This window comes from Streptomyces sp. NPDC043680 (assembly GCF_056436685.1).
This window is the reverse complement of sequence record NZ_JBWKCE010000025.1, coordinates 1-20,466: the sequence shown is the minus strand read 5'-3', so window position 1 is coordinate 20,466 and position 20,466 is coordinate 1. Positions and strand designations below refer to the sequence as shown.

Genomic DNA, 20,466 nt, shown 5'->3' with positions numbered 1-20,466 from the left:
GCCGCACGGCATTGTCCCATCGTCTCTTCACCGGCCGGCCGGGCGAGCAGCCCTCCGGGCACCGGGAGCACCTGGCGGCGATACAGGCGGCTTCGGAGGAGCGCTCGGCACCGTCAAGCTCGACGGGAGCGCCGGGCCCTCTTGGAGGATCTGTTCACCGACCACGCCCTGACGGCCCCGTTGACCCTGTGCCCGATGACCACCGTCCTGGCCACGGCCCGGGAGTGGCTGGAGTCCTGGACGGAGGTGCGAGAGCACGGGGGACCGGCCTCACCCGCGCACGCCAGATCGGCACGGGCCCCCCGCATCGCGACCGGCTCCTAGTACTCCAGCTATAGATCGTGATCTTGCAGGTGGAGGCTGGCGCAGGGACGGGTGCGGCCACCGTCGATCACCGTGAGGCGTGGGGACAAATGACAAGACGGTGGCCCCAGCCCGGGAGCTAGCTCGCCCTGTCCGCGGTCTCCGCCGCGCTGGTGGCCTGCTGTTGTGGGATCGTGCCTGCTGGCGGTGCCTGTCGCACGGACCGGTTGGCAGTGGTGAGGAGGGCCGGGGTGAGCAGCCATCCTCCGCAGAGCCAGACCAGAGGCTTGGCGCCCAGTGTCGTGATCAGCGCGCCGCCTGCGAGCGTGCCGATCGACAAGGCTCCCGTGGTGAGCGTCGAGATCGCGCTCGTCGCCCGGCCCCGCAGCTCATCGGGGGTGATGGCCAGCTGGTGGGTGGTCATGGTCACCGCGTACACCGGGGCCACCAGCGACTCGGCGGCCGCGACCGCCGCCAGCAGCAGCGGGTTGGGGACGAGCGCGTACAGCGGGAACATCAGCGCCTCCAACCAGAGCATCACCACAGCGATCCGGCCGAGCGGGAAGCGACGTGTGACCCGGTCCGAGACCAGGGCCCCCACCATGGCGCCGACCGCCCCGCCACTGAAGATGACGCCTATCCACACGGACGAGGCGCCGACTTGCTGGGCGAGGGTGATGATCAGCAGATACCCAGCGCCGTAGCGCACTTTGTCGGCGGCCGAGACCAGGGTGAGGAAGCGGATGACCGGCTGGTGCCAAAGCCAGCCGAGCCCCTCACGGATCTCGGTGGTGAGCCGGGCCGTCGTCCGCGCGTCTTCTCGGTCCAGCTGGAACCGGGCGCGCATCAGACGCAGCGACGCCGCGGACATTGCGAAGGAGACCGCGTCCGGGACGCGGCCCATCGGCTTGGCTGGTCCGACTGGAGACGCCGCCACCAGGCCCGAGCCCACAACAGCCATTACCGCAGGCAAGCCGCATCCGGGACATGAAGATCACGATCTACAGCTGCAGTATTAGACTCGGGAAGACCGCGGCCGCCGGCGTCCGGGTCGACGTCCGGTGGCGGGGGGAACGTCGCGACCTGCCTTCCGACGTCGACCTGGCAGCCTTCCGCATCGTCCAGGAGGCGGTCACCAACGTCGTGCGGCATTCCGGCACCCGGGACTGCAGCGTCACTGTCGACTACCGCCCCGACGAACTGGCCGTCGATATCGTCGACCTCGGCTCGGGCGGTACCCTCGCAGAATCTGGATACGGCATCGCCGGAATGCGCGAACGGGTCAGTCTGCTGCACGGCGAGTTCAGCGCCGGGCCGCGTCCGGAAGGCGGCTTCCGCGTGGCAGCTCGGCTTCCGGTGCCTGTGGAGGCAGGCCGATGATCCGTGTCGTTCTGGTCGACGACCAGCCCCTGATCCGTTCCGGCCTGCGCGTCCTCATCGCCGACACCCCCGACCTGGAGGTGGCAGGGGAGGCCGGGAACGGCGCCGAGGCGGTGGAACTGGTCCAACGGCTACGGCCGGACGTCGCCATCATGGACATCCGCATGCCCGGCATGGACGGCATCGAGGCCACCCGCCGGATCAACGCGGATCCGGAGTCGAAGACCCGCGTCCTCGTCCTCACCACTTTCGACGACGACGAGTACGTCTATGGCGCGCTCCGCGCGGGAGCGAGCGGCTTCCTCGTCAAGGACATGCCGCTGAAGACCATCCTCGACGGGATCAGGGTCGTCGCCGCCGGAGATGCCCTCATAGCTCCGAGCGTCACCCGCCGTCTCATCGGGGAGTTCGCGGCACGGCCCGAACCCGCCGCCACTACCTGCCGGGCCGTGGTCGACGGCATCACCGACCGGGAACGCGAGGTCCTGACCCTCGTCGGCCGCGGCCTGTCCAACACCGAGATCGCCGAAGAGCTCACCATCAGCGTGGCCACCGCCAAAGCCCACCTCGCACGGCTCTTCACCAAACTCGACGCACGCGACCGGGTCCACCTCGTCATCCTGGATCGGTTTCACCTCGCTGCACGAGCGGCTCGACACCACCACCCCCGGCGGCCGGCTGGTGTTCCACGTCTTCGCCGCGCTGGCGGAGTTCATCCGTGAGCTGATCGTCTCCGGCACCCGCCAGGGCCTGGCCGCCGCCCGTGCCCGGGGGAAGGTCGGCGGCCGGCCCAGCGTCGTCAATGCGGACATCATCCGGGCTGCCCGCGACATGCTGCCCAACCCCGACCACTCGATCACCTCGATCGCCAAGCTCCTCGGGGTGAGCCCCGGCACGCTCTACAACCACATCCCGGACCTGCAGGAGCTGAGGGCCACCCGCGTTCCGGCCCAGCTCGAAGCGGGCACCCGGTGATCCCCGGCGAGCACCGGCTCAAGGGCGGGGCCCTCCTGCTCGGCGCCGACGAGCCCGGACTGTCTGAGCCCTTCGGAGCCTGGACCGATCAGGACGGCCAGGAAGACGAGCACGACCCGGCCGAGGACGCTTTCGTCGAACCGCACTGCTGATTCGCCAAGATCATCCCACTGCCCCTTTTGGGCTCACCTTGGCTGGACCCCTACGTAGGGGGCAGGCGGTCGAGCACGTCGCCACCTCCCTGGGTTACCACCTGGCACAACCGGAAACACCGAGGGCGCCGTAACCGCAATCCCCCAGGCGGGTGCCGCGCCGACGCGGGCGGCGCCGCGCCGGCACGGCTCGGGATCACCCGGAGCAGGGCCGGTCAGGGTGCCAGATCGGCGCGGGTCCTGCCGTGGGCATTCGAGGAGGGCACGGGGCCTTCCTGTACTGGCTGGTGAGGCCCGTCCAGCATCCTGCTGGTTCGTCGCCGGCCCACCAGGCTGAGACCTAGCGTGCCATCCCGTGGACCCGCGGCGTCGGGGTGGGGCGAGTCCGGGACAGCTTCGCGGCCCTGCCGCGGGCCGCTTCGAACGCCATGACCGGGTTCCCCGCCTCGCGCCAGGGGTGGGCTCCGCACCATGGCCCGATCCGGCGGAACTGCTCCAGGGCTGGCGCGTACATCATCGACCGGAGCATGTAGTGCGCCAGCAGGTGCCGCAGGACCGGCAGGCGCTCGTCGTCGGACGCAACCTGGTCGAACGAGGCGGCGGTCCGCTTCAGCAGACTCCTCGTCATCGGCGTCACGGACAGCGCGGAAGCGGCGGACCGCTCGGTGAGCTCGCTCAGCGCGTGCAGGTAGATCCCGGCGAGCGGGCGCGGGCGGGGCCTTGCGAACGGCCTGACGGGCGAACCGCATCATCCGCCGGTTACTGCCGTACCACTTGGCGCACCAGTACTGGAGGGCCTGCGCGTGCCCCTCGTAGTGGTGGGGCGCGCGTTCGACGAGGCCCTCCCACAGCGGCCTGAACCGGGAGCGGCCGTACTGCGCTCCGCGCGCCGCCGTGACCATGACGACCCAGGGACCGGGGTTCGCAGGCTCGAGCAATGCCGCCTTCCGGGCCTCCTCGATCGCGGCCGGCAGCATGGCGCGGAAGCGGTCCATGTCCGAGGCGGGAACCGCGTGGGCGTAGGCGCTGCCCCGGATCTCCCACGCCTTGCGGACCATGATGCTCGCGTGCAGGGTTGCCGCGTCGCAGTTGCCCGGCTCGGCGGCGCGCCAGGCGTCGAGCCAGGCATCGTCCTTCTGGGCGACGTGCTTCAGGAGCTCCAGCCGGTCCCACCGCTCGTCCCAGTCCTCGCCCGCCGCCCGGACGTACCGTTCGGCGGCTTTCCAGTCCCCTCCCCACGCGGCGTCGGCGACGGCCTGCCTCTCCTGGGCCCGGTGCGCCGACGGGGGCGGACCGGAGCGCCGCGAGCTGAGCTGCTCACGGGGCGGAAGGCCGTAGTCGGACGCTACGAAGTGCTTGCCGACCCAGCGGTCGACGCGGCCGGGGCTGATGAAGAGGCGGTAGAGCAGAACGAGAAACACGCCGAGTACGACGGCGAGGAAGATGGTCACGGCGGGGAATGATTCCCGAACTGATCACTCTCCGCAATAGCCAAGGCCAAGGATAAGGCGAGGTCAGAGCAGGGGGCGGGGTCGCGGCCGTCAGCTCAGGAGGGGCAGGACGGCGGCCGGGCCCTCGCCGCCTCGGCCGGACAAAGACCACCCGGCCGGGAAGGACGGGGCGAGCGACGACCGACGTGGGAAGGGTCTGGGGAAACGGATGTGCGATTGCGAGGACCGGACCGAGCTGCTGTGGGCCGTCGGCGATACCGCGGGGGTGGAGCGGTGGATCGCCAAGGTCCTCGAAGCAGATCCCGAGGCCGCCCTGCCCCGGCTCGTGGCCGGGATCCGCCACATCAGCTGGGGCTGGGAGGCACGGACCGGAGCCCGGGCCAAGGACGTCTCCCGCGAGCAGTTCGAGGTCTTCCACGCGAGGCTGCGTACCGCCGAGGCGTACCTGTACGAGGTTGCGGAGCGCGAGCCGCTGTGGACCTCGCCCTGGTACGGCCTCCAGATCACCGGCCGCGGACTCCAGGTCGGACAGACGACCGCCCGACGCCGCTTCGAGGCGACGGTGCGCCGCGACCCGCACCACCTGGGAGCGCACCAGCAGCAACTGCAGCAGGTCTGCGACAAGTGGGGCGGATCGCACGAGGAGATGCACGCCTTCGCCCGCGCGTCCGCGTTCGGCGCCCCCGCCGGAACGCGGCTGGGCCAGCTCGTAGCCATCGCCCACCTCGAGCACTGGCTCTCCCTCGACGCCGGACCGGACGCCGCCTACATGCGCCGGCCTGAGGTCGCGGCCTCCCTGCGGGAGGCGGCCGACCACTCCTACCGCCACCCGGACTTCGTCCGGACCGGAGGGTGGATCCAGGTCCTCAACACGTTCGCGATGGCCTTCTCGCTGGCCGGGGACCGTGAGGCCGCAAAGGAGTGCTTCCGCATCACCGACGGCCGCGTGACGGAGTTTCCCTGGTACTACCTGAACGGCTCCGATCCGGCCGCGGCCTACCGCAAGCAGCGGTCGTCCATCGGACGCTGATTCACGGGAGCGACCGGAGCGGCGAGAACGACGGGGCCGCGGGGGCCCGCGAACGCCGCGCACGCCAAAGCCCCAACCGGCCGCCCACCGCTCACCAGGTGCCCCGGCCAGGACGGCCGGTTCTCCGTGCCCCTTCCTCCCCTCCCCGGCAGCTTCCGCCTCCACCCCCGCCGCGCACCCGCACCCCTTCCCTCCGCTGACCCGCCCACGCCGCCCGCGGCCGCGGGACGCGCCCACCGAAAGACTCCGCCAGGTGCCCAACTCAGAGACTGCCCACACCTTCCAGGTCGACCTGCGCGGCCTGGTCGACCTGCTCTCCCACCACCTCTACTCCAGCCCCCGCGTCTACCTTCGCGAGCTGCTGCAGAACGCCGTGGACGCCATCACCGCCCGGCAGGCCGTCGCCCCCGGCGCGCCCGCCACCATCACGGTCCGCACCGGCGACACCCTCACCGTCACGGACACCGGCATCGGCCTAACCGAGGCCGATGTCCACCGCTTCCTCGCCACCATCGGCCGCAGCTCCAAGCGGACCGCCGACGGTGTCCTCGACGGGGCCGGCCTCGACACCGCCCGCGGCGACTTCATCGGCCAGTTCGGCATCGGACTGCTCGCCTGCTTCGTCGTCGCCGACGAGATCACGGTGCTCAGCCGGTCCGCCGCCGACCCCTCGGCGCCCGCCGTCGAATGGCGCGGCCACTCCGACGGCCGCTACACCATCCGCACCCTGCCCGCCTCGGCCGTGCCCGAGCCCGGCACCACCGTCCGCCTGACCCCGCGCGCCGACAACGCAGAGTGGACCACCCCGCAGCAGGTCATCTCGCTGGCCCGCCACTACGGCGGACTGCTACGCCACGAGGTCACCGTCGTCGGGCCGCACGGCGAAACCCACCAGATCAACGACACACCCCCGTGGGAACGCGACCACCGCTCCCCGCTGGCCCGCCGCGAGGCGATGACCGCCTACTGCCGCAGCCTCTTCGACTTCACCCCCCTCGACACCATCGAGCTCGACCTGCCGGCCGCGGGGCTGCGCGGCGTCGCCTACGTCCTGCCCACGGCCGTGAGCCCGGCCCAGCGCGCCGGCCACCGCGTCCACCTCAAGGGCATGCTCCTCACCGACCAGGCGCCCGAACTGCTTCCGGAATGGGCGTTCTTCGTCCGCTGCGTCATCGACACCACCAGCCTGCGCCCCACCGCCTCCCGCGAAGCCCTGTACGAGGACGGCACCCTGTCCGCCGTACGGGACGCCCTCGGCGACCGGATCCGCGACTGGCTCACCGGCCTCGCCGCCAGCGACCCGTCCCTGCTGCACCGCTTCATCGACACGCACCACCTCGCCGTCAAGGCCCTCGCCCGCTACGACGACGAGCTGCTGCGCATCGTGCTGCCCTGGCTGCCGTTCGAAACCACCGACGGCAACGTCACCTTGGAGGAGTTCACGCGGACGCACCCGACCCTCCTGGTCACCCGTAGCGTCGAGGAGTTCCGCCAGGTCGCGCCCATCGCCGCGGCTGCCGGCCTGGGCGTCGTCAACGGCGGCTACACCTACGACCGCGACCTCGTGCACCGGCTGCCGGAGATCCGTCCCGGCACGGCCGTCACCGACCTCGACCCGGCCACCGTCACCGCCCACCTCGACGCCGTCGACCCGTCCGCCGAACTGCGTGCGGCGGCCTTCCTCGCCGTGGCCCGCGAGACCATCGGCGTCCACGACTGCGACGTTGTCCTGCGCGACTTCCAGCCCGTCACCGCATCCGCGCTGCTCCTCGACAACCGGGACGCGCGGCACGAGCGGACCCGGTCGAGCATGGCCGCCGACAGCGACGGCCTGTGGGCCGACATCCTCGGTTCGCTGCGGCACGAGACCCCGCGGGCCCAGCTCGTTCTGAACCACCTCAACCCGCTGGTCCGCCAGGCCATCACCATCACCGAACGCGGACTGGCCGTCACGACCGCCGAGGCCCTCTACGGCCAAGCCCTCCTGCTCAGCCGCCGCCCCCTGCGTGCCAGCGAGAGCGCCCTGCTCAACCGGGCCTTCATCGGCCTGCTCACCCACGCCATGCACCACAACGGCACGGCGGAACCCGGCTCCGAGCCCCGGAAGGAACTGTAGATGCTGGACACCCCCGAGGCCGTCGTCGAAGCGCTCCGCGAGAACAACGACCGCCCCCACGGCCTGCAGCGCACCATCACCGCCGAGGAGCTCGTCGAGGCGGCCGAATCCTTCGACGAACCCGCCAAACCCGACGTCCTCGTCACCGCCCTGCTGGAGCTGATGAAGGCGTACGAGCACACCGGCGAGCACCGCAAGTCGCCCGTCGTGTTCGCCCGGGTGCTCAAGCTCTGGGACACCGCCCCCGAAGCCTTCAGCCAGTGGGAGGCCCACCAGGTCTTCTGGCGCTTCAAGTGGGTGACGACCTCCCTGCTCCAGGTACCCGAAATGCCCCTGGCCACGATCCAGGCGTGGATCGAGCAGATGCGCACCCGCTACGCGGACGCCGACCACGGCATGCAGCCGGTCGCGGCGATGCGCTACCACGTCGCGCACCACACCGGCGTAGGCATCGCCGACGCCTACGACCTCTGGGTCACCCGCCCCCGTACGGAGCTGAGCGACTGCGAGGCCTGCGAGGTCCGGTGCCTCGCAGAGCACCGGGTGACCTCGGGCGACGACGCCGGAGCACTGGAGGTCTGGCAGCCGGTCCTCGACGGGGATACGGGCTGCACCGAGGAACCGCAGATGAGCCAGGCGCGCGCCCTGCTGCCGCTCCTGCGCGCCGGCCGCACTGACGAAGCCCGCTCCCACCACCTCACCGGCTACCGCCGGGTCCGCGGCAACACCGGCATGCAGGACGAGGTCGGCCTCCACCTGGAGTTCTGCGCCCTCTCCCGTAACGAGGGCCGAGGGCTCGAGATCCTCGCGGAGAACCGCCCGCTGTTCGAGGCGACCGGCGCACCCCTGGCCCACCTCGGCTTCCTCACCGGCGTCGAAGTGCTGCTGACCCGCCTCGCCGAGGACGGACACACCGACACGGCCGTGGCGGGCCCGCCCGGACGCGACTGGACCGCCGGCGAACTCCTCGCCCACGTCCGGGCCGAGGCGGACCGGCTCGCCGCCGCGTTCGACACGCGCAACGCCACCACCGCCGTGGGGGACACGCGCCGCAAGCGTCTCGCACAGCGCCCGCTGCTCGCCGAGCCGCTGCCGCTCGGCCTGCGCGCCTCCCTCACCCGCCCCTCCGCCGCGAGCGCCACGACCACCGAGGCCCCCGCCTCCGCCGTGGCAGCAGACATCCCCCACGACTTCGTCGCCCTGGTGCGCGAGGCGCGCCGCCTGGCTCTCGCCGGGCACCCGGGGGATCACCGGCTCTGGACCCGCATCGAGGAGCGACTCGCCGACGGCAGCGCCACGTACGCCGAGGAGCTCGGCCCCGAGGAACTGCTGCGGGCCCAGCTCGCCGAGCAGCGTGCGTTCCGGCTGTCCAAGGAAGACCGCGAAGCGGAGAGCACTGCCGAGCTGAAGCAGGCCGCCGAGCTGTTCGAAGGCCTGGGCATGCCCTGGCACGCACTCTCCGCGCGCGCCCGCAGCCTGGCCTGGCTGAGCGCCTCCGACGACGCCGACCACGAGGCGGCCCGCACCGGCCTGGACACCGTCCTGGCCGAGGCACAACTCCTCATGACGCAAGCCCCCTTGACGGCCGCCGAGTCGGATGAGGCGCTGGAGTACCTCACCGTTCTGTACGCGGTCACCTTCGCCGCCTACCAGGAGACCGTGGGGACCCTGCCGGAGCCCGATCCCTCCGCCAGGGAGCGCTTCGAGGCGCACGCCGGGAGGCTGCGGGCAGAGGCGGAGCGCCTGTCGGTGCCCCACCACGTGGCCAACGCACTCCAGTTCACCGCCGACCTGGCGGCCCGTACCGGCGAGCCCGAACGCGCCGAGGAAGGACTGCGGGCCGCCCTCGCGGCCGTGGACGCCTCCGACCGACCCTGGCGCGGCTCGCGCCCCCGCGCCCTGCTCGCCCAGCTGATGCTCGGCAAGGGGGAGCCGGCCGAGGCGGCGGAACTCCTGCACCGGGCACTCGCCGACGCGGCCCGGTACGACGACGCCGACTTCGCGGTCGCGCCGACGTACGCCCTCCTCGGGCACGCGGCCTCGCACCTCGACGACGTGAACGGCGCCGTGCGCCACCTGTCCGAGGCGGCCGCGCGGTTCGACCAGGACGCAGCCCACGACGAGGCCACGGACGTACGGCTCCAGCTCGCCGATGTCCTGGCCCGGGCCGACCGGCAGGCCGACGCCGTCGCCGTCCTGGAATCCGTACTCACGGGTGAGGCCGCCGCCTCGGGCGACGAGCGGGCCATCGCCCAGGCCCGCCTGACCCTGGCGCGCGGACTGCGGGAGCTGGGGGAGTACCTGCCCGCGGCCGAGGAGTTCCTGCGGCTCGCGGACGCCGTCGCCGGGTGGGAGGAGGACGACCGCCAGGTCCTCACCCTGGTGGCGGCGGAGGCGGCGACCACGCTGGCGCTGGCCGACCGCTGGGACGCGGCGACCACGGCATACGAACGGGCCGTCGCCGCACATGCCGAGGCAGCGAACCCGCCCCTGATCATCCGCATGATGTGCGAGTTCGCCCGCCTCACGCTCCAGGCCAGGGGACCGGAGAGCCTGGACACGGCCCTCGAGCACCTGACGCGGGCCGACGCGGTCCTCGCCGCCGTACCGCAGGACACCGACGACTTCGCCGCCTGGTACGAACGCGGCAACGTGCACTACCGCCGCGCCCGCGTCCTCGCGGATGCCGAACGCTTCGAGCAGGCCCTGAGCGAGGCGGAGGCCGCCATCGCCGCCCACGAGGAAGGTGGGGAACAGGGCGAGGTCCCGCGCGCCGAAGCCGTCCGCGTCGCAGCCCTCATCGAGGGCAACGGCCTCGCCCGCTTCAAGGAGGCGGCGGCCCGCCTCACCACGGCCGCCACCCGCTGCCGCGCAGCCGGCCTCCCGCAAGCCGCCCACATCCTGGAGACCCTCCGCGAGGACTACATGAAGCGCTAGCAACGGTGCCCTGCCGAGAGACCAGGCCCCGGCAGGGCACCGGACGACATCCACGCGGCTTCGGTCCACCGCCCCGGCGACGTGACTGCCTTGCTTGGAAGGAAGCTCGCCGCCAGGCAGTGGCTACGGCTGGACGACGGAATTCGTACGGGACCGCCTGACATCCCTGCTGCCCAACCCTCCCCAGGGCGAGGCCGGCGACGGAGTGCTCCCCGGTGGTGTGCTGCTCGACCAAGACGCGGTCACAGCCGAGGAGCGTACGAACTGCCCCCCGTTCCTGACCACTAAAAGTCGTCGGCGAAGCGGTCGGCGAGCGCCTGGATCTCCCGGTCGTACGGACAGCGTTCGGCGAGTGCCTCGACGGCCGTCTTTTGCAGCCCCCAGTCGGAGTCGTCGGCGGCCCGCTCGCGTAGCAGTGCCTCGGTGACGGGGTCGTTGCGCCAGCCGCCTGCCAGTGCCTGGATCGCGGCGCTTCGGCTGATCGTGTCGGTTCGGCTGGTGACGATCCTCCGGAGCAGTGCGCAGGTCTGCGGGTCTGCACGCCAGCCCGCCGCCAGGTAGTTGATGACGTCTGCGCGCAGCTGAGGCCGTGGGTCGTCGGAGGCGAGCCGGCACAGCAGGGCGGCGGTATCGGGGGTGCGACAGTTTCGGACGAGGATGTGGACAGCGATCGCACGGACGTAGGGTTCCGGGTCGTGCTCGGCCCTGTCGCGTAACAGCGTGACGGTGTCCTGGTGGTCGCGCCAGCCGGCTCCGAGCGTTCGGACAGCCGTGGCCCGTACGTAGTCGGCGTCGCCGTCACGTGCGGGTCCGTCGAGCAATGACCTGGTTGCCGGGTCGTTCCGCCATCCGGCGGCGAGGGCGAGGACGGCCACCGTGCGGGCCTGTGAGTCACCCTCGCCGTTGGCCACTGTGCGCAGCACTGCCCTGGCCTCCGGATCGTCGGGCCAGAGAGAGTAGACGGCCCACAGTGCGGCCTGTCGCATCGGCTCGCTCGCGTCGGAAGCGGCGAGCTCGCACAGCCACGGCAGCGTTCGCGGATCGGTCGGCCATCCCGTGGCCAGCGCCCGCACCGCGGCCACCCTGACGCTGGGGTCGGGGTGGGTCTCGGCCCGTTCGCGCAGCAACATGGGAGATCTGATGTTCGACCGCGCCACCTTCCCACCCGGCACGGCACCTGCCGCCGGCCATATCGGCGACCACGGGACCGCCGAGGACGCGGCCCGCGCCGAGGTCGAGGAAGAGCTCGGCCTCACCGTCAGCGGCCTTACCTACGTCACCGGCGGCTGGCGGGACAACCCATGCCGCCGCCTTCCCGGTGCATGCAGCACCGGCCACCGCCATGAATGGACCGAATGGACCGTCTACCGGGCCACCATTACAGGCGACCCCACCCCGAGCATCCGCGAGACGAAGAACGTCCGCTGGATCGCTTATGACGCTCTACAGGAGTTGGCAGACCGACGGTCGCCTACGCCCGGGGATGCATTACCGACGCCGAGTTCGAGGGTGCGCCCGGCATCGAGCCGGTGTGGATGCAGTGGCTCGTCAACATTGCCGCGATCCACATCAGCCCCGACGACCTGCTCCGGGTGGACCAGCTCGCCAGATGATCGCAGCCCGCTCTCCTGACCTACCGCGGCCGCCGCCCGGCTCCATCCCGAGCTCTGCGCGCCAGCCCTGCGTCCTCGGCCGACCCGCAAGTGCTCTGCTGCTACCGTGGGCCCGGGCAGGCGAGTTCGCTGCCCGGGCTTGCGGGTTGCATGAGGTACGGGCTGTTCACGAGTGCCTACAAGCTGCAGCGACGAGAGGCGTCTGAAGATCGCTTCCCAGCTCGCCGCTGATCGCTTCCCGAAGGGCAGGAGCGGTACGGAGTCAGCCGACGGAGCGTTGCCGAAGGTCGTCGGCGATCGCCTTCCACGTTTCCTGCGCGGACTCGGGGACTCGTGGTGTGGTGGCCTCCATCGCGGTGATGGTCGCTCCAGAGCTGGTCTGAAACTCAAGGGACAGACTGGCGTCTGCGACGAGCAATCTCAGCTCAGCCAGGGCCTTGTCGGGTTCGGGGTGGTGCTGGAGCAGAAGGGCGGCGCCGGAGGCGCTGTGTTCCGGGTCGGTGTAGAGCTGACCGTCGGGGTTGATGAATAGGCCCTGCAATGCGGCCTCGCGATAGGCGGAGGGCCAATTGCTCGGGACCTCGGAGCAGGCCAGGATCCCCTCAATGCGAACGTTGAAGGTAGCCCGGGCGGCCCCGCTGGCCAACGGCCAGGCCGAGCGCGCGCTGGTCAAACTCTTCAAGCTTGGCGATGTTCGCCGCTTGCAGACGCTCCGTGAGGACTGTCTGCATGCGGGCGAGGGCCCATCTACTCCAGATGAGAGCCCCGTGCACGCAGGTGTCGACGACTTCAGGGTTGACATTGTGCACCACGGCGCGACCGTGTCCGGTTCCGTAGCGGTTGCGTAGTCCACGCAACTGTCCAGCCATCTTCATGGCCGCAGTGGGTACCTGCCGCAGGGGATCGCTGGCGGTCAGGTCGGCCCCAACGGCGTGCTCGATGGTCTTATGAGCCAGACCCAGAACCTGTTGGTAATCCGCGCTATCACCACTCGGTCGGCCCGACGCAACGAGGGTGACACGGGCAACTGATTCGACGAGTTCTTTGGCACAGCCTACGAGTAGGGCACGATCGTCAGCTTCGGCGGCGCGTCCGAGGCGATCGTAGGCGTCCGCTATGGCGGCCCAGTTCTGTTCACGCAGCCACTGTGCTCGCGGGAGGGGCTCCTCCAGCAGTCTTTGAATCACGAAGGATTACCAGCACAACTAGCCCTTGGGGCGCTCAGGATTTGCCGGCGGAACCGAGCACTCGGTCGCGGAACTTCTGGAAGGTGTGCCAGCCCGATGTCCGCCTTGGACTGATCAGGTCTCCTTCTCCGCAGTCGAGGACCTTGCAGCCCAAGGCTTCGGCAAGTCGAAAGATTGGCGTGAGCACGTCGTCGCCGGAACCTCGGACATGGAGCATGATCGAGTCCACTGGGTCCTCGTCGCCGATGTTGAGCTCCATGGACCAGGCGGGCCCGAGAAGCTCACCCCAGGTCGGGTCCGAGAGATCGGTGTCCGGGACGGCCTGGGCAACGGTCGCGAGCACGTCGTGGAGGCGGCCGAGCGGGGGCGAGGTGTGATCGCCTGGGATCTCATGGACCGAGGTCACGTTGTCGGGTAGGCGTAGGAGAAGTACATCCCAGCTCATGGCGGCCTTCCGGATAGAAATCACGTAGTGGTTGCGGTGTGGTCAGATAAGGCTGAGCCTGTTCTCCGGGCGGCTGCGGCAGGAGCACGTTCTGCAGGCGGCGGATATTCACGCGCCAGGGGCCGCCATTCGATTCCTCCCATAGGTCCATCAGCTCGGACGGATCGGTCATGACGCGGTCAAGGGCATGAAGGGCGAGATCGCGCAGGCCCGTGAGATCAGGAAGGGACTCTTCCGGCCCATAAACGGGATCGACAGGCTCACCCCAGGACATTGCGCGGCGACGAGGGCGGCAGCAGCAACGGCTTGCTCAGACTCGGGTGCTTCCAGATAGCCTGCGGTGTCGATCACACGGGTGAGAATGCCGCGGACGATGCCCTCACGTTCGCCTGCGGCTGCCTCATCAAGGTCGCCACAGAAGTCCGCTGCGGTGTCGTTGTCGAAGGGGCCGACATCCCAGGTACCCATGGTCTCTCCAGATCAATCTTGGTCTTGACCGGGGCATCCTTACAGGGACCACTGACAGCAGTCGCGCAGTCCAAGTCATGTCCGCGAGCCCCTCCGGTGTCAGTGACACGAACCAGGATGGACGGCATGACGAAGACCGGAGCGGACTACGCGTGGTTCGAAGACGACTTTCCAGACATCGCCGAGGCGTACTGCTTCACCCTGGCGCGGGGCCTCTCACCTGGACACCGAGGTCGTCCAGCACTTCCAGGGTTCATGGACGCGATCGGTACGGCCAGTGAACCGTTCCTGCCCATTACGAACCAGGGAGTGTTGTCCAAACGCACCGTGCCGTCACCGAGGTCCACCGCCCACAGGCTCTCGACGCCGCAGGCAAGTACCAAGCCAGTCGGTCCGGCCCCGACGACCAGGACGTCCACGGCACCCGCAGCGGGCACGGCGCGACTACTTCACCGCCATGGTCGTCGAGCGGCGAACCCTCACCTTCACCGACTACGACCGATTCGCAGCCGCCTGCCCCCGGGCGGCGCCAGGTGGCCGTGTCATTCCCGCTCAGGATGAGCGTCAGCGCCAGCAAGTCGTACTCGACATCATCGCCGACCGAGCCCGCCAGGCGGCCGTACTTCAGCGCCGACTGATCTGCCTGGTCCCCTGCCCCTTCGATTTCCACGACGGTCTCGTCTTCGACACGCTTCCCCGGTATCGAGTACATGGGCAACACGTTGGTGCGGCAGTTCGCCACGTGGCGCATTCCGGGCTGTCGTCATCGAGCTCCACCTTGACGATGTCACCGCTGGCGATTCCACGAGTTTGATCTTGGCGCCGGGTGGCCGTCCGGGGCCGGCGCCTTGAGGTTTGGGAACGCAGGCCGGGCAGGCAAGATGAGCGCGTATGTTCCTGAACCCTCGGCGGACCCGGGCCGGGGTGAGCCGGCCGGACGCGGTGGGCTTCTCACAGGGCCTGCGGAGGTCTGCGGCGAGGGGCCGGGCGAGCCGGAGCTGGGTGTGCGCGACGATCAGGAGCCAGGTCCAGCGGTCCGCGGCCTCAGGAGTGCGGAGTCGAAGAACGTTCGAGCCGATACACGGCTCCGTCACACTGTCTCGGCGCTGATGACGACGTCGACAGCGCGAGCCCATCCCTGCGGATCGTCAACCGAGACCCGAACTCGTCGCCTACCTGGCTTCCCGGGCAGGGAAGTGGTGAATCGGCTCTCGCCAACGACATCCCCCACTACGAGCCGACCGTCGCTCAGTAGAAGTTGCCCGTCGAACACGGTTGTCAGCGGCGCTCTGTCGCTTCCGTGGTCATCCGCGTCACCGTGATCCTGGAAGACTCGAACCTTGACCAGAACAACCTGGGCCTGCACCCGAACGATGACGTGGGTGTCGCACGCAGCGGCAGGAGCGCCGTCGAGGACCAACGTGGTGGGGATCCACTCGGTCGAGCCGAGCGCCATCACCGGGTGATTCACATACAGGTCTACCCCTGCGATCTGCACAGCTTGGCTCCCAGTCCATCCGTGACGTTCAGCGGAGGATAGAACCAGGCACTGGCAAGCAGGTCCCGAGGTTTAGAACAAGCTGAGGTTTTCAGGGTGGGGTCGGCAAGTCGATAGCCAGAGCCAGCCCACCATCCGGCCCGCTCTTTCCGCTTACGGGTCGTGCTGGACGAGTCGGCCTTGCGCCGCGTGGCCGGCAGCCCGGAGATCATGCGCGAACAACTCGAGTACCTGAACCCCCTCGCCGCGCGCCGCACATCACCGTGCAGGTCCTCCCACACGAAGCGGGAGCCCACCCGGGCATCTCGGTACAGTTCTCCATCCTCCACTTCCAAGCGGACGCAGTCGGCGCGAGCGCGGTGTACCTAAAACGGTTCACCAGCGACCTCTAAGGAACTTGAACGGCTCTTGCGCGAGGGCCATCTTCGCCCAGCACGGCGTCGTGGGTGGCAGCGACGTGCGGGCACGGCCGTCTTGAATCCCATCAGGCGCTCGTGGACCGGTCTGTGTCGGCCGTGCGGCTCCACCGGGCGCTGGTTTGGCCCGGTGCGGGAGGTGATGGAGCCTGGCAGAACCGGAGGGAGCCGGCCGCGACCGCCGGCCTGGAAATGAGTGTCCTGGGCGGTGATCCAGCCGGTTCACACCGATTCTCGCGCCGCCGTGCAACGGGTAGCGCGCATGCGGGCCCTGCCTGTCGTTTCAGGGCTGCCTTCGGGTTGCGTGGCGGGGCTCGGTGGGTGGTGTGGGAATCGGTGCCAGGCAGGCCGAGGCATCCGGGTCGGTGTCTTGGGCGTGGCCGGAGCCGAAGGCGGGATCGCTGCTGCTGGGGGTCCCGGTTTCGATGTGCCCGCACAGGCGACGCGTCTGGGGTGTTTCTGTCCCGCCCCAGGTGAGGGTGATGTCGTACCAGTTGTGGTGTTCACGGCTGCTGACGATGTGGGTGGTGTCTCGGCCGGGGTGCAGCAGCAGCTCGGTGCTGTGCTTGCTGTACCCGTTGTAGAGGGTGGCGGGCGTGCGGCGGGGACTGCCGTTGTGGAGGGTGATGACGAGTTGTCCGCCGCCATCGGTGCTGTGCCGAGCGGTGACATCGATCGCGGTGTCCTCGGCTGGAGTGGTGCTTCCGGTGAAGTGCCGCAGGAAGCCGTTGGGGCCGCGGACCTGGAAGTCGTAGGTGCTGGTCACTTTCCAGCTGTCGGAGAGCTCGCCGTGGCCGCCGACGGTGTACACCCACGGGCCGTAGGGGCCGGCGTGGAACTCGGTGTGGGCGGTGACGTGGAAGGAAGCGCCCGCCGTTCCCTGGTTGGCGAAGCGGATGTGCAGGCGGTCTTCCTCGACATGAAAGTCGGCGGCCAGGTCGTAGGGCAGAGGGCGTGCCGGGCGTACGCCGGTCTCCTGCCGGGGCAGCGTGACCTCGGGGGGTGCCTCGGGGTCCTCGCCGTTCTCCACCTTCTTGCAGCTGGTGGGGCGGTAGGCGTCGGTGCTGGGCAGGTGGGGCAGCTCCCCGGTGCTGCGGGTGAAGTCGAATGCGGAGGTCAGGTCACCGCAGACGGTGCGTCGCCATGGCGTGATCTGGGGTTCGTGCACCCCGAATCGGCGTTCGATGAAGCGGATGAGGGAGGTGTGGTCGAACACCTCCGAGCACACGAATCCGCCGCGGCTCCAAGGGGAGATGACGAACGTGGGCACCCGCGGGCCGAGCCCGTAGGGGCCGGCCACGCCGTCTTGGCCGCGGTAGAACTCCTCCGTGACCGTCACGGTCGACTTGCCCTGTGCGGGACTGTGCGGGGGGAAGGGCGGGGGCTGCTGCTTGAAACGGACCCACACGTCAGTTGAGCGTGCCCGTCGGCGAGTGGGGTTCGATCCGGGCCGCACGGGCGATGCTGTTCGTGAGCAGCGAAAGGGCCGCTGCCCCGCCCATGGCCTTCAACACATTGCGACGATCGATCCCGGCCAACGCCTCTGCCCTTCCTTTTGCCGCGGCACCCGTCTGTCTCCCGCGGTCGCTGACACAGAGCACTGGTAGCAGCAGACCCCTGGCCGGACGCATGAACCGCCGCGAGTACTCACCCGCACGGCCCCCACCCATCACCGCAGAAACGTCAATCCACGCAAAGCGCTGAACAGGCACCTGAGGGCAGTTCACCGACCCACTGGCAGCGGGCCTTCCGTCTCGCCCACGCCACGTGGACGCCGGGGGCACGCTCCCACTCAGCCCCGGCGTCCACGTCGAGTACGGCGAGGACCTCGGCCGCTGGGCCGCCGCGCAGCGCCAGGGATTCGGGAAGCTGACGGGGAAGCAGCAGGCGCTGCTCACCGGGCTCGGCATCAAGCAGGCCCCGGCGCCCGCCGCCAAGCGGACCCGGGAGGAGATGTGGGCGCACAACCTGCGCGCCGCTGCCCGGTACCGCGCACGGGTCGGCAACCTCGACGTACCGCGCAGCCACACCGAGGAGCTCGACGGCGAAGCCGTGCGGCTCGGGGCCTGGATCAGTCAGCAGCGGGTCAAGGCCGGGAAGCTGTCGGTCCAGCGAGTGGAGGAGCTGTCGGCCCTCGGCATGCGCTGGTCGTAGAGAGCGCTGCTTGGCCCGACGGGCCGGGCCTCGCCGGCGGTCCCGACAGCTCCCCAATGGGAGAGCCCATGTGATCTTTGTGGGCTCCCCAATTGGGCAGCCCACAAGCAAGTTGACCTCACTCCGGCCTCCAATCCGGCAATTCGCCGATCAACGCCGAAAAGCGACATCCAGAGCGGGCCCTTCAGCCGCCGAACTCGGCGCACCGGGTATGGATCGACCTGTGATCACCTGGGAGGCCCCGCACGCGGCCTCTCGTGGCGTTTTGAGTTCGCGGGAGGGCCTTCGGCTCCGGCAAACGGATGTTATGGCGCGGCCAGATGTGACTGAGCGCTTGAACTGGCGAGTGAGCGCCTCAGTTGGCGGGTTTCGCGTTCAAGGCGATCCCTCCTCTGTCACGCTGTACCCGCGGGAAGAGCCGATCGAGGCGATGAGCCTGGCCGCACGAACAAGCACCAACCCCGCCGTGACGTCACACGATTCCATGTCGCCTCTGGCGGGGCCGAATCCAGCTTCGCCGATAAAGTCTGACCTACGTCATTGAGGAGAGGCCCACGCTGGAGCGATGTGGTCTTCCTTCGCGAGTTCGGCATATGTGAGGGGTGCACCAGTGGTGGGCTTACGCCGCTGGGCTAGGAGGCTGGGATGGACGAGAGGATCACGGTGGCGGGTAACGAAGTTGCCGGGCACAGCGACGATCAGAGTGCGGCTGCCCAAGCCAATCTGAACGGTCTGTTCGCGGTCGCCGCGGATGCCCACGGGAACGTCTTCATCGCCGACACCCTCAACCACCGCATCCGGAGGGTCGACCCCAGCGGGATCATCACCACATATGCCGGTACGGGAGTCCCGGGGTTCTTTGGGCAGGACGTACCTGCTGTGGAGGCCCGCCTCTACTACCCCCAGGCGGTCGCCGTGGACGCCCACGGGAACGTCTTCATCGCCGACACCCTCAACCACCGCATCCGGAGGGTCGACCCCAGCGGGATCATCACCACGTACGCCGGTACGGGATATTCGACGGTCTCTGGGGACGGCGGCCCTGCTGTGGAGGCTGGCCTGTACTCCCCGCAGGGAGTCGTGGCCGCCCACGGGAGCCTGTACATCGCCGACACCGGCAACCGCCACATCCGGAGGGTCGACGCCGGCGGGATCATCACCACGGTCGCTAATACCGGATCTGCGGGGTTCGCCGGGGACAACGTTCCTCCCCTGTAGGCGGGCCTGGTCGGGCCTGACGTCGTGGCCGTCGACGAGCTCGGGAACCTGTATGTCAATGACGTTGGCAACAAGCGGGCCCGCGTCGGCAACCTCGACGTACCGCGCAGCCACACCGAGGATCTCGACGGCGAAGCCGTGCGGCTCGGATCCTGAATCAGCCAGCAGCGGGTCAAGGCCGGGAAGTGTCGGTCCAGCGAGTGGATGAGCTGTCGGCCCTCGGCATGTGATGGTCGTGGAGCAGCGCAGCGCCTGCCCGCCACGCGCGGGCGGACAGAGTGGGCGATCTCCCCGATCCGGGAGATCGCCCACTTCTCGGTTCGGGCTCCCCAATTGGGGAACCCGGCTATGCGCGCACCACCTGTCCTGTGCCATCGAATCTTGATCGCGTGTCATCGAAGTTTGATCGACATAACCCACGGCCCGGCTGCCCACCCTCGGGTATCCCTGGAGTCGTGTGATCGTTACGGCAGACATGACTACTCAGCACACAGCGCGCACACTGGCCGTCGTGATCCTCGTGAGCGCCTGCCTCGCAGTTGCAGGAACTTCTCACGCCGGCGCCGCCGAAGCGCAGGCCAATCCCAACGCTTCGAGCCAGCGCGCGGGTCTGCCCGCCATCGACCCGATCGGTGCCGTGGACACCATCTACGACACCATCGAAGAACCGATCGGCCAGGTGTACAACACAGCGGCGGGCCTCGCCCGCGCCTTCTTCGGACTGAAGCTGGGCTGACCTCCCCCCAGCCGCAACGGCGGGATCTGGCGCCGCACGGACGTCGGGCCGGCAGTCGGCCCGAAATCCCGGGGAGCCGCCCTGAGACGCCGCATCCTCCTTGCCGCGCCCAAGACCAGGCGTGATCAAACTACGTTGGTACAAACTCGCGTCCGTCAATGAGCATTTTCAGCGGTGAGTCTCCAGGGTGAGGATGGCTTTGGTGATTGACGTGAGTGTGTTGGGGCTGAGCCGGGCTTTGCGGAGGATGCGCCAGGTCTTGATCCGGGCGATGGCTCTCTCGACGGGCCACCTGAGGCGTGAGTGGGCTCGGTTGACGGACTTCTGTTTGGTGGTGAGGTCCTTGCCGGGCCGGCGCCGGCTCGGGACGGCGACTCCGTCGCCGGC

23 protein-coding genes and 4 pseudogenes are annotated in these 20,466 nt (G+C 69.5%); 16 read left to right on the top strand and 11 right to left on the bottom strand.

The features are described from left to right. Positions 1–141 precede the first annotated feature (141 nt). On the top strand, positions 142–324 hold the full coding sequence (locus tag AC0666_RS31125; RefSeq protein WP_478708840.1) for a hypothetical protein: 183 nt from the start codon (positions 142–144) through the stop codon (positions 322–324). Between the two features lie 118 nt (positions 325–442). Here the strand turns inward: AC0666_RS31125 and AC0666_RS31120 are convergent, their stop codons facing one another. Next, positions 443–1,150 (bottom strand): MFS transporter, encoded by a 708-nt coding sequence (locus AC0666_RS31120; RefSeq protein WP_478708839.1) that lies wholly within the window; start codon positions 1,148–1,150, stop codon positions 443–445. Between the two features lie 182 nt (positions 1,151–1,332). Here AC0666_RS31120 and AC0666_RS31115 point away from each other — a divergent pair. The 4 genes and pseudogenes from AC0666_RS31115 to AC0666_RS31100 all read left to right on the top strand — a co-directional run. Continuing rightward, positions 1,333–1,683 (top strand): annotated as a pseudogene (locus tag AC0666_RS31115) (sensor histidine kinase); the annotation flags it as partial. After that, complete coding sequence (locus AC0666_RS31110) at positions 1,680–2,405, top strand: response regulator (RefSeq protein WP_468973864.1); 726 nt, start codon at positions 1,680–1,682, stop codon at positions 2,403–2,405. The pseudogene AC0666_RS31115 and the gene AC0666_RS31110, both read left to right, overlap by 4 nt. Then, entirely contained in the window at positions 2,365–2,658 is a 294-nt protein-coding gene (locus AC0666_RS31105; RefSeq protein WP_478708838.1) for a helix-turn-helix domain-containing protein, read from the top strand. The genes AC0666_RS31110 and AC0666_RS31105 overlap by 41 nt, the downstream gene beginning before the upstream one ends. After that, positions 2,655–2,810 (top strand): hypothetical protein, encoded by a 156-nt coding sequence (locus AC0666_RS31100; RefSeq protein WP_468973860.1) that lies wholly within the window; start codon positions 2,655–2,657, stop codon positions 2,808–2,810. The genes AC0666_RS31105 and AC0666_RS31100 overlap by 4 nt, the downstream gene beginning before the upstream one ends. A 340-nt stretch (positions 2,811–3,150) precedes the next feature. On the opposite strand, the gene AC0666_RS31095 is transcribed toward AC0666_RS31100, so the two are convergent. Beyond that, positions 3,151–3,438, bottom strand: coding sequence for a hypothetical protein (locus AC0666_RS31095; protein WP_478708837.1), 288 nt, complete (start codon positions 3,436–3,438; stop codon positions 3,151–3,153). A gap of 439 nt (positions 3,439–3,877) precedes the next feature. On the opposite strand from AC0666_RS31095, the gene AC0666_RS31090 reads away from it, so the two are divergent. From AC0666_RS31090 to AC0666_RS31075, 4 genes are all read left to right on the top strand, one after another. Next, positions 3,878–4,273, top strand: a complete 396-nt coding sequence (locus AC0666_RS31090; protein ID WP_478708836.1) for a hypothetical protein — start codon at positions 3,878–3,880, stop codon at positions 4,271–4,273. A 196-nt stretch (positions 4,274–4,469) separates the two neighbouring features. Next, positions 4,470–5,291 carry a hypothetical protein gene (locus AC0666_RS31085; protein ID WP_478708835.1) on the top strand — a complete coding sequence of 274 codons (822 nt, stop codon included), beginning with the start codon at positions 4,470–4,472 and terminating at the stop codon, positions 5,289–5,291. A gap of 253 nt (positions 5,292–5,544) precedes the next feature. Then, positions 5,545–7,407, top strand: a complete 1,863-nt coding sequence (locus AC0666_RS31080; RefSeq protein WP_478708834.1) for an HSP90 family protein — start codon at positions 5,545–5,547, stop codon at positions 7,405–7,407. Beyond that, positions 7,408–10,344: a hypothetical protein gene (locus tag AC0666_RS31075; RefSeq protein WP_478708833.1), complete on the top strand. Its 2,937-nt coding sequence runs from the start codon at positions 7,408–7,410 to the stop codon at positions 10,342–10,344. A gap of 284 nt (positions 10,345–10,628) precedes the next feature. Here AC0666_RS31075 and AC0666_RS31070 read toward each other — a convergent pair whose 3' ends face one another. After that, positions 10,629–11,474, bottom strand: a complete 846-nt coding sequence (locus AC0666_RS31070) for a HEAT repeat domain-containing protein (RefSeq protein ID WP_478708832.1) — start codon at positions 11,472–11,474, stop codon at positions 10,629–10,631. On the opposite strand from AC0666_RS31070, the gene AC0666_RS31065 reads away from it, so the two are divergent. Then, positions 11,473–11,976 (top strand): NUDIX domain-containing protein, encoded by a 504-nt coding sequence (locus AC0666_RS31065; protein WP_478708831.1) that lies wholly within the window; start codon positions 11,473–11,475, stop codon positions 11,974–11,976. The genes AC0666_RS31070 and AC0666_RS31065 overlap by 2 nt on opposite strands. Positions 11,977–12,219: 243 nt before the next feature. On the opposite strand, the gene AC0666_RS31060 is transcribed toward AC0666_RS31065, so the two are convergent. The 3 genes and pseudogenes from AC0666_RS31060 to AC0666_RS31050 form a co-directional block, all read right to left on the bottom strand. After that, positions 12,220–12,639, bottom strand: a complete 420-nt coding sequence (locus tag AC0666_RS31060; RefSeq protein ID WP_468973850.1) for a hypothetical protein — start codon at positions 12,637–12,639, stop codon at positions 12,220–12,222. 539 nt (positions 12,640–13,178) lie between these two features. Further along, the gene (locus AC0666_RS31055) at positions 13,179–13,589 is read right to left on the bottom strand and encodes a hypothetical protein (RefSeq protein WP_468973848.1); all 411 of its coding nucleotides are present in this window, start codon (positions 13,587–13,589) and stop codon (positions 13,179–13,181) included. A gap of 58 nt (positions 13,590–13,647) precedes the next feature. After that, positions 13,648–14,057: pseudogene (locus tag AC0666_RS31050) on the bottom strand (DUF4259 domain-containing protein); the annotation flags it as partial. Between the two features lie 117 nt (positions 14,058–14,174). Between AC0666_RS31050 and AC0666_RS31045 the strand changes: the two are divergent. Further along, positions 14,175–14,618 (top strand): DUF6461 domain-containing protein, encoded by a 444-nt coding sequence (locus AC0666_RS31045; protein ID WP_478708830.1) that lies wholly within the window; start codon positions 14,175–14,177, stop codon positions 14,616–14,618. A gap of 254 nt (positions 14,619–14,872) precedes the next feature. Here the strand turns inward: AC0666_RS31045 and AC0666_RS31040 are convergent. Both AC0666_RS31040 and AC0666_RS31035 read right to left on the bottom strand, forming a co-directional pair. Continuing rightward, positions 14,873–15,118, bottom strand: a pseudogene (locus tag AC0666_RS31040) (NF041680 family putative transposase); the annotation flags it as partial. Positions 15,119–15,147: 29 nt separating this feature from the next. Further along, entirely contained in the window at positions 15,148–15,555 is a 408-nt protein-coding gene (locus tag AC0666_RS31035) for a hypothetical protein (RefSeq protein ID WP_468973846.1), read from the bottom strand. Between the two features lie 129 nt (positions 15,556–15,684). Here AC0666_RS31035 and AC0666_RS31030 point away from each other — a divergent pair. Further along, positions 15,685–15,944: pseudogene (locus AC0666_RS31030) on the top strand (Scr1 family TA system antitoxin-like transcriptional regulator); the annotation flags it as partial. A gap of 310 nt (positions 15,945–16,254) precedes the next feature. On the opposite strand, the gene AC0666_RS31025 reads toward AC0666_RS31030, so the two are convergent. Together AC0666_RS31025 and AC0666_RS31020 are read right to left on the bottom strand one after the other, a co-directional pair. After that, positions 16,255–17,379 (bottom strand): phospholipase domain-containing protein, encoded by a 1,125-nt coding sequence (locus AC0666_RS31025; RefSeq protein WP_478708829.1) that lies wholly within the window; start codon positions 17,377–17,379, stop codon positions 16,255–16,257. Between the two features lies 1 nt (position 17,380). After that, positions 17,381–17,509 carry a hypothetical protein gene (locus AC0666_RS31020; protein ID WP_468973842.1) on the bottom strand — a complete coding sequence of 43 codons (129 nt, stop codon included), beginning with the start codon at positions 17,507–17,509 and terminating at the stop codon, positions 17,381–17,383. A gap of 229 nt (positions 17,510–17,738) precedes the next feature. Between AC0666_RS31020 and AC0666_RS31015 the strand changes: the two genes are divergently transcribed. The 4 genes from AC0666_RS31015 (at position 17,739) to AC0666_RS31000 (ending at position 20,079) form a co-directional block, all read left to right on the top strand. Then, positions 17,739–18,125 (top strand): helicase associated domain-containing protein, encoded by a 387-nt coding sequence (locus tag AC0666_RS31015; protein ID WP_478708828.1) that lies wholly within the window; start codon positions 17,739–17,741, stop codon positions 18,123–18,125. 645 nt (positions 18,126–18,770) lie between these two features. Beyond that, on the top strand, positions 18,771–19,343 hold the full coding sequence (locus tag AC0666_RS31010) for an NHL domain-containing protein (RefSeq protein ID WP_478708827.1): 573 nt from the start codon (positions 18,771–18,773) through the stop codon (positions 19,341–19,343). Between the two features lie 24 nt (positions 19,344–19,367). Next, complete coding sequence (locus AC0666_RS31005) at positions 19,368–19,499, top strand: hypothetical protein (protein ID WP_468973836.1); 132 nt, start codon at positions 19,368–19,370, stop codon at positions 19,497–19,499. Positions 19,500–19,854: 355 nt separating this feature from the next. Further along, entirely contained in the window at positions 19,855–20,079 is a 225-nt protein-coding gene (locus AC0666_RS31000) for a hypothetical protein (protein WP_468973834.1), read from the top strand. Between the two features lie 168 nt (positions 20,080–20,247). On the opposite strand, the gene AC0666_RS30995 is transcribed toward AC0666_RS31000, so the two are convergent. Further along, positions 20,248–20,466: transposase family protein (locus AC0666_RS30995; RefSeq protein WP_478708826.1), on the bottom strand; the 219-nt coding region annotated here is incomplete at its 5' end.

Coding starts and splice junctions, on each gene's coding strand:
- AC0666_RS31120 (WP_478708839.1), bottom strand. CDS start 1,150: ATGCGCGCCCGGTTCCAGCTGGACCGAGAAGACGCGCGGACGACGGCC.
- AC0666_RS31110 (WP_468973864.1), top strand. CDS start 1,680: ATGATCCGTGTCGTTCTGGTCGACGACCAGCCCCTGATCCGTTCCGGC.
- AC0666_RS31095 (WP_478708837.1), bottom strand. CDS start 3,438: ATGACGAGGAGTCTGCTGAAGCGGACCGCCGCCTCGTTCGACCAGGTT.
- AC0666_RS31085 (WP_478708835.1), top strand. CDS start 4,470: ATGTGCGATTGCGAGGACCGGACCGAGCTGCTGTGGGCCGTCGGCGAT.
- AC0666_RS31075 (WP_478708833.1), top strand. CDS start 7,408: ATGCTGGACACCCCCGAGGCCGTCGTCGAAGCGCTCCGCGAGAACAAC.
- AC0666_RS31065 (WP_478708831.1), top strand. CDS start 11,473: ATGGGAGATCTGATGTTCGACCGCGCCACCTTCCCACCCGGCACGGCA.
- AC0666_RS31070 (WP_478708832.1), bottom strand. CDS start 11,474: ATGTTGCTGCGCGAACGGGCCGAGACCCACCCCGACCCCAGCGTCAGG.
- AC0666_RS31055 (WP_468973848.1), bottom strand. CDS start 13,589: ATGAGCTGGGATGTACTTCTCCTACGCCTACCCGACAACGTGACCTCG.
- AC0666_RS31045 (WP_478708830.1), top strand. CDS start 14,175: ATGGACGGCATGACGAAGACCGGAGCGGACTACGCGTGGTTCGAAGAC.
- AC0666_RS31010 (WP_478708827.1), top strand. CDS start 18,771: ATGGACGAGAGGATCACGGTGGCGGGTAACGAAGTTGCCGGGCACAGC.